General features: G+C 40.6%; 12 protein-coding genes and 2 pseudogenes. 1 reads left to right on the top strand and 13 read right to left on the bottom strand.

All coding sequences use genetic code 11. From position 1 onward, the window contains the following. Positions 1–42 precede the first annotated feature (42 nt). The 10 genes and pseudogenes from HWQ42_RS20810 to kdpA all read right to left on the bottom strand — a co-directional run bounded on the left by HWQ42_RS20810 (position 43) and on the right by kdpA (position 10186). On the bottom strand, positions 43–390 hold the full coding sequence (locus HWQ42_RS20810) for a hypothetical protein (RefSeq protein WP_292815682.1): 348 nt from the start codon (positions 388–390) through the stop codon (positions 43–45). Between the two features lie 122 nt (positions 391–512). Next, entirely contained in the window at positions 513–1973 is a 1461-nt protein-coding gene (locus HWQ42_RS20805) for a hypothetical protein (RefSeq protein ID WP_292815679.1), read from the bottom strand. 56 nt (positions 1974–2029) lie between these two features. Next, entirely contained in the window at positions 2030–2128 is a 99-nt protein-coding gene (locus tag HWQ42_RS20800; RefSeq protein ID WP_292815685.1) for a carbohydrate porin, read from the bottom strand. A gap of 61 nt (positions 2129–2189) precedes the next feature. After that, positions 2190–2990: pseudogene (locus HWQ42_RS20795) on the bottom strand (iron uptake porin); the annotation flags it as partial. A gap of 51 nt (positions 2991–3041) precedes the next feature. Continuing rightward, entirely contained in the window at positions 3042–3371 is a 330-nt protein-coding gene (locus HWQ42_RS20790; RefSeq protein WP_292815676.1) for a hypothetical protein, read from the bottom strand. Between the two features lie 139 nt (positions 3372–3510). Further along, positions 3511–4887: a serine/threonine-protein kinase gene (locus HWQ42_RS20785; protein WP_292815673.1), complete on the bottom strand. Its 1377-nt coding sequence runs from the start codon at positions 4885–4887 to the stop codon at positions 3511–3513. A gap of 227 nt (positions 4888–5114) precedes the next feature. Continuing rightward, a complete protein-coding gene (kdpC, locus tag HWQ42_RS20780) occupies positions 5115–5759 on the bottom strand; it encodes a K(+)-transporting ATPase subunit C (RefSeq protein ID WP_292815671.1) in 645 nt (214 codons plus the stop codon). Then, positions 5759–6043: a potassium-transporting ATPase subunit F gene (locus HWQ42_RS20775; protein ID WP_292815669.1), complete on the bottom strand. Its 285-nt coding sequence runs from the start codon at positions 6041–6043 to the stop codon at positions 5759–5761. The genes kdpC and HWQ42_RS20775 overlap by 1 nt, the downstream gene beginning before the upstream one ends. Before the next feature lie 22 nt (positions 6044–6065). Beyond that, entirely contained in the window at positions 6066–8222 is a 2157-nt protein-coding gene (gene kdpB / locus HWQ42_RS20770) for a potassium-transporting ATPase subunit KdpB (protein ID WP_292815666.1), read from the bottom strand. Positions 8223–8440: 218 nt separating this feature from the next. Further along, positions 8441–10186 carry a potassium-transporting ATPase subunit KdpA gene (gene kdpA, locus HWQ42_RS20765; protein WP_292815664.1) on the bottom strand — a complete coding sequence of 582 codons (1746 nt, stop codon included), beginning with the start codon at positions 10184–10186 and terminating at the stop codon, positions 8441–8443. Between the two features lie 1097 nt (positions 10187–11283). Between kdpA and HWQ42_RS20760 the strand changes: the two genes are divergently transcribed. Next, positions 11284–12387 carry a HAMP domain-containing sensor histidine kinase gene (locus tag HWQ42_RS20760; RefSeq protein WP_292815661.1) on the top strand — a complete coding sequence of 368 codons (1104 nt, stop codon included), beginning with the start codon at positions 11284–11286 and terminating at the stop codon, positions 12385–12387. Between the two features lie 430 nt (positions 12388–12817). Here the strand turns inward: HWQ42_RS20760 and HWQ42_RS20755 are convergent, their stop codons facing one another. The 3 genes and pseudogenes from HWQ42_RS20755 to HWQ42_RS20745 all read right to left on the bottom strand — a co-directional run. Beyond that, on the bottom strand, positions 12818–13321 hold the full coding sequence (locus HWQ42_RS20755; RefSeq protein ID WP_292815659.1) for a hypothetical protein: 504 nt from the start codon (positions 13319–13321) through the stop codon (positions 12818–12820). 19 nt (positions 13322–13340) lie between these two features. Further along, positions 13341–14411, bottom strand: coding sequence for an ISKra4 family transposase (locus HWQ42_RS20750; RefSeq protein WP_292815656.1), 1071 nt, complete (start codon positions 14409–14411; stop codon positions 13341–13343). A gap of 19 nt (positions 14412–14430) precedes the next feature. Then, a pseudogene (locus HWQ42_RS20745) lies at positions 14431–14854 on the bottom strand (hypothetical protein); the annotation flags it as partial.

Genomic DNA, 14854 nt, shown 5'->3' with positions numbered 1-14854 from the left:
TTACCATATTTTGGGTTATTTTTATCGGATTTTTCTTAACATTCAACACTTTTGCTTCCAGTTATATCTTTCTAAGTCACGGCGAAGATTATTGTAGTCTACTCCCTTAGTAGAATTTAAGGGTACAGAAGATAGATTTGTATTGAAACTGCTTGATTTTTCTAAATTAGATTTAGGCTGCAAAGTTGAATTTATAGGTGTAGGTTTCGAGCTACTAAACTTGCTCATATCATAGCTTTTAAGAACCCACCAACCAATACTACCAAGAAACCCAACTGTAATTAGCAAGGATAGAACAAGAAGTGGAGTTTCGTTTTTTTGGGCCATTGCTAAAAACTGAATATCTAAGGGATTGAAAATTAAAGGGATTGGTAATTCAGCTTGATACATTACAGTTATTTTCGATTGAATTAAACTCACGCTTGTTGCAATATTATACTGCCTAGCTTTTGTTGTGATGAGAGCAGCTAACGATATAAATGTAGCTTAATTAACATTTTTTACAAGGGCATTTATGCTAATACTTCACTAGCTTTAAATCCGTTTCTCGATTTTATTTTCTTATTCTTGACTCTGATTTGTGGCAGATCCTTCTTATCTTTGTGTAAGTAACAAATTTCAACCAGAGTCGGCCATATTTCTAGAGAACCGTGAAATTGGCTAATGACATCATCAATAATTCTGGAAACGTTTTGCTGAAAAAAGTCTGGTTCAAAGCCATAAAATACTCTCGATAAGTTCTCAGCAAACAATTGAAGTGACTGCTTACGTTCTTCATTCTGGGTAGAGATTGAGGCTTTGACTACCTGGCGGTGGATAACAGAGATTTTTTCTAAGATTTCCTCAGAATCTTGTAAAGTGACTTCGCCAGAATAATCAAACTTGATTCCCAGGTCATCAAGATGATAAACACTGCTTTTAATTTTCTTTTTCAGCAGGCTACATATTTCTTCATTAAAGAGTTCGCTAGCCAGGGGATTACGCATATAGTTATTTCTAATATGGTTCTGGACAGCATCAACGTGTGCAGCGGCGATTCCCTCTTGCTGTATCCAAATTCTGTAGATATAATCTTCAAATCTAAGCCGAGTTGGAAAAAACGGTGGTAAGCCTAGCTGATTATCATATCCAGCAACTCCACAATCCATTCTCCAGTTTTTGTTAGTAATAACAGGTCGAAAGTTGGTAAGAATATAAAAATCATTCAGGTCATTTGGACTTATTTGGTTTTCATCATTGAGATACATATGAATAAAATCAAGTGTATCGATATCATTAGTTCCTGTACGAAAAGTCTGGGCAATCTTGACGATCGCATTATTTAATACTCTCCCTGGTTGTAATAAAAGGCTGTTTTCCCGAAAGTAACCTTTGGTTGTATTAGTTTCTAAATCCATTGCTGTATCAAGAACTAATTCTCCAGCCTCAAAGTTTTCTGGTACATGACTGGCTTTTTGACCTAGAACATCACCAAAAGCCGTGAGTAAGTCAAAAGATTTATGGACAAACCCGCCTTGTTGGTTAGACTTAATTAATTTTCCTCGACATATTTCATCACCTGATAAAGATTCTGGGCTAGTTTCAATTAATGCATCTGGTCGCATATCGTCATCTGCACTAACCATTAAATGTCCAAGAGTGTACATTAGTGTGAAGTTGCGATTTCCTCCATAGCTAGGTCGGAATAAGTTTTTCACTAGTGATTCTAGCTTGCGATCGCGCAGTCTCTCGTTTAAGAAGGTAATAAACTGTTCTTTTTCATGGGGGCCAACATAAAATACATCGTTGACTGTTTTAGTTTGCTCTAGCAATGGGTAGTATTTCTCGTAATTGGCAAGGCTGGAATCATCAAATACTATTATCTTCACAGCATGACCATTTGCCCAGAAATTCTCGTCATACTTTTCGATGGTCTGAGCTACATCTCTAAGTCGATGAGTCGGAATGACAAATATTGTTTCTTTTTGTCTCATAAATGCCTTGAGTTTTCTTTAATGAAGTTGCGAAAATTCAAATTCTTTTTAAACCTTTAAAAGGTGAAGCTGGTTCTTAAAGTACCAATCACTGCATCTTCGTTATTGCCAGCAGCTTGACCGGGATTGGTCAACCAAATCACACCGGGAGTGATAGAAATGTTGTCGCTGACGCGGTATCTGTAGAAGCCTTCAACGTGATAGGGGCGATCAGATTAAATGTTTTGTTTGAGTTCCCTCAAATGTTCCACCAGGTAAAGCTAATCTGCTTGCATTACTAGTCGCAATCCGAGTGTGCAGGATATCTTGACCTGTGAAGCTAGTTTGTAGGTCTAAACGTACCCTATCTTGGAAAACAGTGTTATTGGTATCGTTGCTGCCAAAGTTGTCGGTAACAGCGAAAATTGCCTCACCAACTAGCTTGGTTGTGGTTGAAAACTGATTTGCTTCTAGTTCAGCAGTACGTGCTTCTAGAGAATCTACTCGACCGCGCAGAGTTGCTAATTCTGCGGAGAATTCTTCCTGCAAACGCTGTAAGGTTGCCAAATCTTGTTTTGTTACCAAGTCAGCATTTGCTGTAGCAATCAGTTCATTAACTCGATCCAAACAAGCATTTAAACCTGCGGCAAATTCATAACGAGTCAATGCCCGGTTCCCACGGTAAGTACCATTAGGATATCCCGCAATACAACCGTAGCGCTCAACTAGAGATTGCAATGCCTGGAATGCCCAATCAGTTGGCTGTACATCAGAAAACTGAGAAACTGATGTCACCTGAGACAGTGAATTTTGGTTGTCGGTTTTGCTGCTGTAATTCTTAACTTGTTCTAATACGTTATTTTCATCAGTTTTTGCTTGGACAATTAACTGCTGATTAACTTTTAGTTCCTCTGTTTCGGCTTTTATCTCTCTAGATAAACCTATTATTTCAGCAGCGATTGCATTACCATATCCTAACACAGTTGTTCCTAACAAGACTGGAATTAACACCAGATTTTTCCACAATAAATGACACATTTTTCGATTTTACTCACACCTTTTTTGTACAGATGACGCAAGTAGTTGATACTAAGGATTCTTCTTCCAGATTTTTTCTAAGGTTTCAATTTGCTTTTTTCTTTGAGGAGTCATATTTTGCTCGACTTCAGTTGTCACTTTTTGAACTTTTTCTAAGGTTTCAATTTCTCGGATGATTTCTACTGTTTGATGATTACGCTGTTTTTTGCACTTTCTATATCGCAGAAAGCAGCCTAAAATCATGCCAACAATCATGAAAGTAATAAAAACTCCAGCTAGATAGCCGAGATCATGGTCAGATTGATTCGTTGATTTTGTCTGACTTGGTTGGACGGTGATGGCAACAGAAATTTGACGTAGATTAATAAATTGAAAATTCATAGCTATCTGAAGATTATTTTTGATGCAAAACTCGTGAAAATTTTCTTAGAAGTATGCATCTATGGAAATCAGTAATTAATCTCCTTTATTTATGTTGAAGTTGCAGTCTTTAACTTGATAGCAACTCAATTCGGTTGTTTTACTTTCTTCCTGCATCAAAAAATTCCTGGAAAGTTTTCACTAACTCGACTTTTAAATTGTGATAGTTCGAGTTTGTTTCCATTGCCCAAGCAAGACTTACTATGGTAGAAGCGATCGCAGTTAAAACTATCTGGTGCATTTTGTTTGATTTGTGTGTTGTTTCCTTAGAAACCACAGGAAATATCTTCTCTCGTACAGGAAGCGTAGCCGCAGCCGCAGCCAGACGCGGGGCTAAGAACGCAGCTACTTTTCGCGCCAGTTCTGCACCTTCAGTTTTAGCAGGTAAGTAATGCCAAGTTCGTGTCTTAGGGTCAAACATGGTAACAGATGCGACAGAACTATCTGCAAACGAGGTTACAGAAGCAACTAAATCCGCTTCATGCATCAACCCAAAGTAAGGAGTTTCAAAATTGTCATCATCTATGTCTGTGTCGGTAGAAGGTTTTGATAAACCATCAGAGCGTTTTGGTAAACTATTCAAATCTAAAAACACTTCTGCTACTGATTGGTAGCGTAATCTAGTTGCTGGTTGTACTAACTTGCAAAGAATCTTCTCCAAAGATGGACTTATCGGCTCAACCAAGTATGAGCGCCATATCCAGGCATCTTCACTGCAATCGTATAGGTCAAAGGGGGACATCTGGGTGAGCAAGTGTAAACAAGTGACACCTAAGCTGTAGAGATCGCTGGCAAACGTAGCTTTGCCTCGAATCTGCTCAGGTGCTGCATATTCGGCACTGCCAATCAGAGTTCCGGTGTGTTCCCATCCGCCAGTAATATGTTTAGCAGCCCCGAAATCTACTATAAATAATTGACGTTGGGAATTCCTCTGGCAACGAATAATGTTGGCAGATTTAATATCACGATGAATCACCTGATGGGCATGAACAAATTGCAACACAGGCAACAAATCGTCAAGCAACTGCCGAATTTCTGCTTCACTGAATGCTCCTGCTTGGGCCAACTCCTGTTCTAAAGTTTGTCCATCAACCCATTCTTGGACTAAATACTGCTTACCGTCCTCCTCAAAAGTATCTAGAAGTTGCGGAATCTGGGAATGTTTACCGAGTTGAGCTAAACGCAGAGATTCTTGCTGAAATAGATCAGAGGCTTTTTGGTTATGGTAGATAGTCTGAGATTGTGGACAGAATTGTTTGATGACACATAGTCTGGTTGCTGAATAACCAGAAGATTGTTGATGTTTTGGGTATTTCTCGTCAATAGAGAGAAAGGTTTTCCCAAAGCCTCCTTGTCCAAGGGGTTTAAGGATACGATAGCGCTCATTGAGTAGATTGTTTGACTGACTAAATCCAGAATCGCTATTTTTCTCTAGAGGCTGTGGGGATTTGTCGGTATGGGGAAAACCACTGCACATACAATGGATTACTCCTTAATTTGCAGGATTTTAAGTAATATGCGAAAAACGACCATTTCCCAGAAAGTGCTCGCCTGAGGTTGCCTTTGTGATATTTCTCCCACTATTGCCTCCTATACGTCTAGTACCACCACGTTCATGTTGAAACAGTTTTAGTTGTTGAGCGTCAGTAACTAAACTACTGTCTGGCAATATGAGGAATTCCCTAGTCCCTACTAACTGTCTGATTAACTTGCAGACTTTAATCCATCTAGAGCTAGATTCAATTTCAACACGTTGATACCAGGCTCACCAAAAATACCAAGAAAGCGACCATCGGTGTTTTGAGCAATCAAAGTTTCTAGCTGCTGAGGTTGGAGTCCTCGTGCCTTGGCCAAGCGATCAATTTGCGCTTCGGCGGCTTCAGGGGTAATGTGAGGATCAAGGCTGGAACCAGAGGTGTAGACTAAATCGGATGTAGGTTGTATACCTGCTGTTTTTAGCCGATTCAGATCCCCTTCAACTCGTTTGCTAGGGTCAGGGTCATCTTTGCCTTTGATGCGTTCTAACAATGCAGAATTACTGGGAGCTAGGTTGCTAGCACCAGAAACTCCTGTTTTTAAGACTCCAGCATCATCTTTTTTCGGATCGGCGGTACTGTAGCTGGTGGTACTAGGACGACTGTTAAAATAACGGTCAGAAGTAAAAGGTTGACCAATTAAGGCAGAACCCACAACTTGACCTTGAGCATTTTTAATCAGACTACCGTTAGCCTGCCCTGGAAACACAAGCTGCCCCAAGGCAATCATCGCAAACGGATAAATAATTGCGGTAATCACCCAGAGTACTAAGGTAGAACGAATTGCTCTGCTAGCTTCGCGTGCAAGACTCATTAGAATTTCTCCGGTATAAACATTACAAAAAACAAATAAATAGAAAGACTCAACGTTACTAGTCCTAATAATCCTAATGCCCAAGCTTGTGTGCGGGAAAACTGTTCATCAGTGGCAGCATAAACAACAGGCGCTATCACAAGGTTGAAGCATATTGCTAAAAATAAATACAGTGGCAGCTTTTGTTTACGACATTGCGACCAAATTTCGGTGACTTCTTCAAGTATCTGGACAGAGACTTGCGGTAGAAGAAGGGGGAAAATATTTAGACGAGTAGGTTTCATAGTAGTTTTGAGTAGTTAGAAATTAAGACAAAGGCAAGATGACATCAATGATTTTAATGGCGATGAAAGGTGCAATAATGCCGCCCACACCATAAATAAGAATGTTGCGTCTTAATAGTTGATCCGCCGTCAGGGGACGAAACTTTACCCCTTTGAGTGCTAGAGGAATGAGTGCAGGGATAATCAAAGCGTTGTAAATTAGCGCTGAGACGATCGCAGATTGGGCACTTTTTAGTCCCATAATATTCAATGCACCAATACCAGCTGCCGCAAAGATAGTGGGAATAATGGCAAAATACTTAGCGATATCATTAGCAATGGAGAAAGTTGTCAATGCCCCACGGGTAATCAGCAGTTGTTTACCAATAGTTACCAAATCAATCAGCTTAGTGGGGTCAGAATCTAAGTCCACCATGTTGGCAGCTTCTTTAGCAGCTTGCGTACCAGAGTTCATTGCTACACCGACGTTCGCTTGAGCAAGGGCCGGTGCATCATTAGTACCATCTCCGGTCATTGCTACTAGCTTACCCTCAGATTGTTCAGCGCGAATCACATCAATCTTGTCTTCCGGTGTTGCTTCGGCAATAAAATCATCAACCCCTGCTTCTTGGGCAATCACACCAGCCGTAATGCGGTTGTCACCTGTGAGCATGACGGTACGAACACCCATCCGTCGCAGTTGGTCGAATCGTTCCCGCAAACCGGGTTTGACAATATCCTTAAGATATATAATGCCAAAAATTTGGTCATCTTGACAGACAGCCAATGGCGTGCCTCCTAACCCGGAAACTCGTTCATAGGCTGCGTCTACGTCACTGCCAACATTGCCACCACGGGAACGGACAAACCCTTTAATGGCCTCCACTGCACCTTTACGCACTTGCTTACCATTAGGTAAGTTTGTACCACTCATCCGGGTTTTAGCGGAAAATTCTATGCCTTCTGCTTGATTAATATTGAAATCTACACCAACTTGGAAATTTTCCGATAGTTTGACAATTGACTTACCTTCGGGAGTTTCATCAAACACGCTAGCAGCGCGGGCAACTCGTGCTACATCTTCTTCTGTGTAACTATTGACAGGAATAAACTCATCAGCCATACGGTTCCCCAAGGTGATGGTGCCTGTTTTGTCCAATATCAGTGTATTGATATCACCGCAAGCTTCTACTGCTCGACCAGAGGTGGCGATGACGTTAAACTGGGCAACCCTGTCCATGCCAGCAATACCGATCGCACTCAGCAAACCGCCAATAGTGGTGGGAATTAAAGCTACCAACAGTGAAATTAGGATAGCAACGCTAGCGCCTGCACGTAAACTATTTCCCGCTTCTGGCCCAAACACAGTGCTGATAAAGCTAGCAATGTAACCGACAAAAGGAGGCATGGTTGCCACCACAATCAAAAATACTTGCGTCAGTACAGCTAACAATACTGTTAAGGCAATCTCGTTCGGAGTTTTAGTCCGTTCTGCTCCTTCCACCAAAGCAATCATCCGATCAATAAAGCCTTGACCAGGGTCAGCAGTAATTCGGATTGTCAACTCATCTGAGAGCAGACGTGTACCTCCTGTGACTGAGGTGGAAATATCTGTGCCTGGTTGCTTGAGTACTGGAGCAGATTCTCCAGTAATTGCCGACTCATCCACTGAGCCAATACCCTGAAGCACTTCTCCATCGGCAGGAATCATCTCATTGGCAATCACTTTTACCAAATCGCCCCGCCGCAGCTCTGTGGAATTAACTTTTTGAGTGGAACCATCAGGGAGAACTTTATTGGCAATCGTATCAGAACGTGTTGACTTTAAAGATTCTGCCTGTGCTTTACCTCGTCCTTCGGCGATCGCTTCGGCAAAGTTGGCAAAGACAATTGTGAAAAAAAGAATGAAGGTAATCAAACCGTTTAACAGGCGTTGTTGATTAACATCTGCCTGAATCGTGCCAAATAAATTTGGGTTAAGCGTAACCAGGAAAGTGACAATTGTCCCTACCCAGACAATAAACATGACTGGGTTCTTGACAGCATTTCGGGGATTGAGCTTGATAAATGACTCTTTAACTGCTCTTTGATAAAGTCCCCGCATATCTGCTTTGGGAGTGTGTCTGCGCGATTCACGAGTTCCTCCTTGAGGAACACGAGGCGGGCGCGGTGAAGAAGATGGGTTGATATTGGTTGTCATATTAATTCGTAATTTGTAATGACGCTCGATAACTTGCTAACGTAATACTCGCCTCCGGCGAGAAGCAAGCTACGTAATTAAGACACATTGAATACAAGCTGTTTCCAATACTTTCTCCTATGTGAAGTGAAAGACATTCTGTCCTATATTCAGTGTCATAGATTAAATTTGGTTGGGGACTGGAAAATAAATAATGCTCCCCTGTCCCCAATCCTCAGTTAGCCGATACCTTTAGCAATCCAAAAGGCTTCACTGATCGGGCCGAACGCCAGTACCGGGAAGAATGTCAGTGCGCCCAGAATCAAAATTACACCTGCGGTTACGCCTGTAAATAGTCCGGTGTCGGTTCGCAATGTCCCAACTGTGTAGGGAATCTGTTGTTTGTGAGATATACTATCAGCGAGTAAAAGCAGACCGATAATTGGGACATAGCGTCCTGCTAGGAGGCTAAAGCAAGTACTCAGGTTCCACCACAGTGCGTTTACGGTAGTTTCTGCACCTGTAGCGATCGCTATTGGTGATGGCTGAGAATCTCCCAAACCTTCAAATCCAGAACCATTGTTAGCAGCAGCGGAGGCATATTCGTAGATGACTTGAGCAAAGCCGTGGAAACCGGGATTGCTAATTCCTGCTAATTGATCGGGAAAAGCTAGGGCTATTCCCGCCGGAATCAAAATGGCGATCGGGTGAACTAAGAGAATCAGAAAACTAGCAAGTACTACCTCGCGCTTTTCAATCTTGCGCCCGAGAAATTCCGGCGTGCGTCCTACCATCAATCCTGTGGCAAATACAGCCAGAATCAGGTAAGCAAAGAGGTAAGCTGTCCCTGTACCTTGTCCACCCCAAATAATTTGCAAGAACATATTGGAAAGGGTGACAAAACCACCGTTGGGCATGAAGGAGTCGTGTAAACTGTTGACTGCACCGGTCATCGTACCTGTCGTAACTGTTGCGAACAAAGCAGATTGTGCCCAACCAAACCGCACTTCTTTACCTTCTAGATTCGGTTGCTGACTTCCCAAAAGTGCATTTACAGCCGGGTTGCCGTTGTATTCCCCAATGGCATTGATAACGACAAATGCGATGAAAATCACACTAACCATGCCGTAGACTAACCAAGCTTGCTTAATGTTATTAGCAAATAAACCATAGGCGTAAATCATAGATGTGGGGATTGAAATCATCGCCACAATTTGAATTAAGTTTGTAAATCCATTGGGATTTTCAAAGGGGTGTGCTGAGTTTATAGCGAAAAAGCCGCCGCCGTTCTCCCCTAATTGCTTGATAATTTCAAAATGGGCAACAGGGCCAAGAGCGATCGCTTGACTGATGTTAGGGTCTTCTAAGGTGGAAAAAACTGCTGGGCCTGCAAGCGTTTCTGGAACACCAACTGCGATCATTGCAATCGCACCCACAATACAAATGGGTAGCAAAATCCGCATAATCGCGCGGGTCAGGTCTACATAAAAGTTCCCTAGCGGTCTACCTGTCAACCCACGAATAAAGGCAATGCCTACTGCAATACCCGTTGCTGCTGAGGTGAACATGTGATAACCCAGTCCCCACATTTGGCTGGCATAGCTCATGTAGGTTTCACCAGAATAGTGCTGCTGGTTGGTATTAGTAATGAAGGAAATAGTCGTGTGCAGTGCTGTATCCCAGGTTGGCGCACCTACTTTTGTGGGATTAAAGGGTAGCCATCCCTGATTCATGATGATGAAGAATATTAGTAATCCCATCACTATGTTGCTGTACAAGATGGCTCGTGCATACTGCCAGCCCGTCATGTTTTCTCTAGTTGGAACGCCAATCAAGGAATAAAGTACTCGCTCAATCGGGTTCAAAATTGGGTCAAGAAAAGTGCGCTGTTCCAAGAAGACACGCGCTATGTATCGTCCGAAAAAGGGAGTAATCGCTACTATAATTAGTAGCGTTAAGGCAATCTGAATCCATCCTTGTAACATAAGTTATTTTAAATCCAACATTAGTAAATTTGAGATTTCTATCAAATAGTCTGTTGCTATTAATTCAAAAACTAATAAATCGCTGAGGTGATATCAAAAAATAAATCATCTTGCCTTCTAGCCTGTGAGCTGCAATAGTTTAACGCACCATTATTATTTCATTTACGGTGCATCACAGCGTTACACATAAAACCTTTATCTATTAGAAATTTGTTGATTGTAAATCTCTAATAGATAATCACCTGCTGCTTTATTAATTAACGGCAAGCTACAAAATCAGCAACCTTTTTGTCAACAATAGGGGATAGGGGGTAGGGTGTAGGGAAGATGGCATTGGTCTAGGCTTGGAACCCCCACCAATGCAAACCAGAGTGAAAAGACGGGGCTTGTGACTCACTGGTTGTTGGGGCTGTCTATGCAGCCCACACCCCACACCCCAAACCTGCAACCCCGCCCCAACGGGGCTTGGTCAAATTTTATACATTACACTTCATAAATTTTTAAGTTGTACTCAGTCCTTATCAGCTTGTCTTATTTTACATCATTGATTAATTTGGCAGAAAATACAAGAGATAGAAAGATATAAAAATCAGCTGATTTTTTTATATCTGGCGTTTAGATGAATATATATCAATTGTTTATTATGTTTAGAAAATATCTAAACACTAATTTTGAACTGAAAGTAATACAACTGGTAGATATAAAGGCTTAGTATCTTTGTTACTAGAAGACTCCGATTTGATTTTTGAATACATACTGAAACTGAAAAGCCTGTTTTATCAAGGTTTTATCTGAAATATTGTTCAGTAATCAGACAGGAGTCCTATATCCGGAGTTTTGATTGTGAGACTAAACGACAAGATAATCAAACCTTCAATAATATTTTAACAAATAAACACATAATTAAAAAAAGAATATAAAAATTTAGTTCCTAAGCTAAATGTATATTTTTCATCTAAACATTGCCGGAAATATTGCGAAGGTAGTAAACTTAATTAAAATCAAAATATAAATCCAACTTTTGCCTATTTTATAGTTATTAATTTCTGTTTAAATTTATGTGATTAACAAAAGATTGAGTTAATAACAGGTATTAAATGGTATTACTTCAAGCCAAGTCACTATTTAGAAAGCCACATTTTGTGAAGTTTTCAGCCATTTTGGGGTTGTTTATCGTTGTTATACTTATGGAGTTTTCTACGCCTACTGATTACGTATTTGGGTATCTTTATGCTGGGCCAATATTGTTGTCAAACTCCTGGTTTGGGCGGATTGCAACCTTTCAGGCGACAGTCGTTGCTGTGTGCTTAACCATTTTGAATCTCTGGATTCCAGGGAGTGAAGTAATTAAGGCATCCACAGTTGCAAGTCGAGCGATCGCTTCGATGGCGTTGATTGTAACAGGTGTTTTAAGCGATCGCATTCATCGTTCACAAGATGCAATTGTGCAACAGCAGGTAAAGCTAGAAGCACAGGAGCAATTGGTCGAATTGCGAGAGGACTTTGCTTCTACACTCACCCATGATTTAAAAACACCCTTGCTCGGAGCAATTGAAACAATCAAAGCATTTCAACAAGAAAAATTTGGCCCAGTCTTACCAGCCCAGCAAAAAGTATTAGCAACAATGGCACGCAGCCACGAAACTTCCTTACAACTAGTAGAAACTTTGTTAGATATCTATCGCAATGATACTGAAGGCTTAAAGCTAGACTTAACACCTGTGGATTTAACTTCCTTAGCAGAAGAGGTAGCGAGTAGTCTCACTCAGTTAGCTGCCAATCGTCGCGTTCATCTCTCGGTTAGTTGTGGTGATTCTGATTGGCGACAATCACTGTGGGTTCAGGGTGATGCCCTGCAACTGCAACGAGTTTTTAACAATCTCTTGGTGAATGCCATTAATCATTCCCGGCGCGGTGGTCGGGTGGAAGTTGTCTTGGAGTCCCAGGCTTCCCATCAAGTAGTAAAAATTTTGGATACAGGTGCGGGTATCCAGTCTGAACAGTTTTCTCACTTATTTGAGCGGTTTTACCAGGGGCATAGCGATCGCCAAGCCAAAGGGTCTGGATTAGGGCTTTATCTATCTCGTCAAATTATAGAAGCTCACAAAGGTATAATATGGGCAGAGAATAGAGTACCAAGTGGTGCTATGTTTGCTTTCAAACTTCCCGTTTATCTCTTTCAATCCTCTCTAACTGTGTGAAATGTCCCCTACCTCAATCAAAATTCTCCTAGTTGTGGTTGTAGCTTTTCAAAAACGGTTAGTTAAAAGGAATTTGATTGCAGACGAGTAGCACCCTCAAAATTTTCCCATCTGTAAAAAGTCCAGAGATAAATAGTAGCTTAGGTGTGATAACTCCCGGTTCGCCCATTTTTTCAGAAGTTAGATAAAAGTGAGCAAAAGCGTAAAGGCAGAAATTATGTGTCAGTACTAAGAGTACGGTAAAACACTTTATTTACACTGAATAACGTGCGAATACGGACATCTACCTGGGTAGGTGTCTGTGTACAAACTTAGATGTAAAAATTAGGTTTGTTTTTATTTATTTAAAGTAACTTGCGCTTTTCTTCGTAGTTAAGAACAGATATTTTAGTGTTTCAGCCTTTGACGCTTGGGAAACGCAACTATTATTCTATTTAGGAGTAAGAGATTGACCATCAAGTTGAGTATAGATAGTAATTGTAAATCCAAGTAAAGCAAGAATACGCTGCTGTAAAGGAGAGAGATTAGCTAAATGGGCATAAACTTCATTTTTGGTCTCGATTAATATTAGTGTGATTTCTTGAAAAGTAGCTAAAATCAGTTCCGCAGTTGGGCGTGCAGTCTCTCGTTTCGGATTACCTGTATAAAGTCCAGCAAGCTTTTCTTCACTTGATTTAAGACTAGAACGTACCTGAAATTCTAATAATGTTAAGACACGCAAACCAATAGAAAGTAACCTAATTAAACCAGTAATATGGTCTTCACGTTGCAGGTAGATTGGTGTTAGCGACAAGGGAAAACCTTTGATCCTGGCAAATCCCCGCTCTGCCAAATACTCGCCTCTATAACAACGAACAGCTTGTTTAAGGGATAATAGAGAAGAAGCTTGATTAGTAACATAAACACGCCAACCCAACAAATTAATTGGGAGCATCCACTTTTGGCAGAAACACTCAAATAGCAAGTAAACCATTAAGATAAGCACAACGAACAGAGAGAATTTGGTTGACACTTTCAACATTCCACTGTGCGCCAGAAATTTTAATCCTGGCTCCAATCTGTTTAATTGCCGACTCGACTGCGCCAGAACCGATAGAACAGAGTTCTTCAGCCTGGTAATAGCTGTAGTTGACAATACGAGAACGATGTTTATTGAGATAAGTAATGAAATTTTTCACCTGTTTACCTCGGCAATGAATAAACAAAGCCTGAGTATTATCTATTTGACCTTGCCACAAAAAATTTTCAGCAGCTTTAAGCCGTTTTAAAGAACCACCAATTTTATAGAGATTTTCTTTGAGGTGATACCAATCTAAAATTTCCCAACGCTCAAAATTCTCTGGTTTACCAAATTCTCTCACAAGATTCCACACACCATCATGACCATCTCCTAAGCAGACTAACGGGTTAACCAGACGCTGACTATTGACATAATCAACTAATGATTGGTTGTCATCAAAAAATGCACCATAGTAAATTCCTTGTAGACGAACGGTTTTATAGTCTCGCCAATGACAGCCTGCTTTCGCTTGCCCCCTGAGTCGGATTTTTCCTCCATCTACACTAACTTCTGAAACTGCTTGTAATGCTAGCGGTAGTTGAAAATCTTGTGACAGCACTAGTTTTTGTTGCGTTGAGTGACCAACTTTCACTCCTGTTAATGCCTCAATCTCGATTTCTGCTTTTTGATATGATTCATTGGCTGATAGCCTCAAACAACACTTTTGAAGTAATGGACTTAACCTACTTCTTGCTTTTAAACCTAGTCTTTGTAGCTGTTTGGCTTTAAGAGTCAATTCCCCTACTAGGCTTTTAATTTTCCTGGTTTTACCAAATGATTGTTCCAGTTTTTTGTTCGATAAAAAAAGGGCTATTTCTGGGCTGACTAGTTCTAATACTTGACTGCAAACTGTTTTTTCTATGCCTTCGAGGTCTATCAGCTTACTTTTGTCTGCTTCTTCATACAGCAGTGTTGACAATTCTTGTAAGCAGGCTTTGATCCGTTCTTGTTTTTCTTGGTTCATTGTCAGCGATCGCACAGGGTTATTTCCCTTTATATTTTCCCATAAATGGTAAATCTTCCAAAACTGGATGCTCCCAATTAATTTGTTGTTTAACCGCTGATTCCAAAATATCAAAATCTAGATTTATGGATATTGACTCTATGGTTTTAGGCAATCTATCAAGATATCGCCTAGTCATTTTTTCATGTTTGGTAACTTGAAGATTAATTTCAAATAGCCCATTAGTACGATAACGTTTTAGAATTGCTGCTATAGATACTTCCCATTGGTCAACTGAAGTCAACTTTTTCTTGCCACGACACGGTTTTTTGAGTAGTTCTAGGGCATTTGAGGTTTTTTGTAAACGTGTACGCAAAGACTTTTCTTCTGTTTCTGCCATTGCAAAGGAACCAAAAGTGTTGAATGTTAAGAAAAATCCGATAAAAATAACCCAAAATATGGTA

The organism is Nostoc sp. JL23 (genome assembly GCF_017115065.1).
In the GTDB taxonomy this organism is placed as follows: domain Bacteria; phylum Cyanobacteriota; class Cyanobacteriia; order Cyanobacteriales; family Nostocaceae; genus Nostoc; species Nostoc punctiforme_A.
This window is presented reverse-complemented; position numbering and strand designations above follow the sequence as displayed.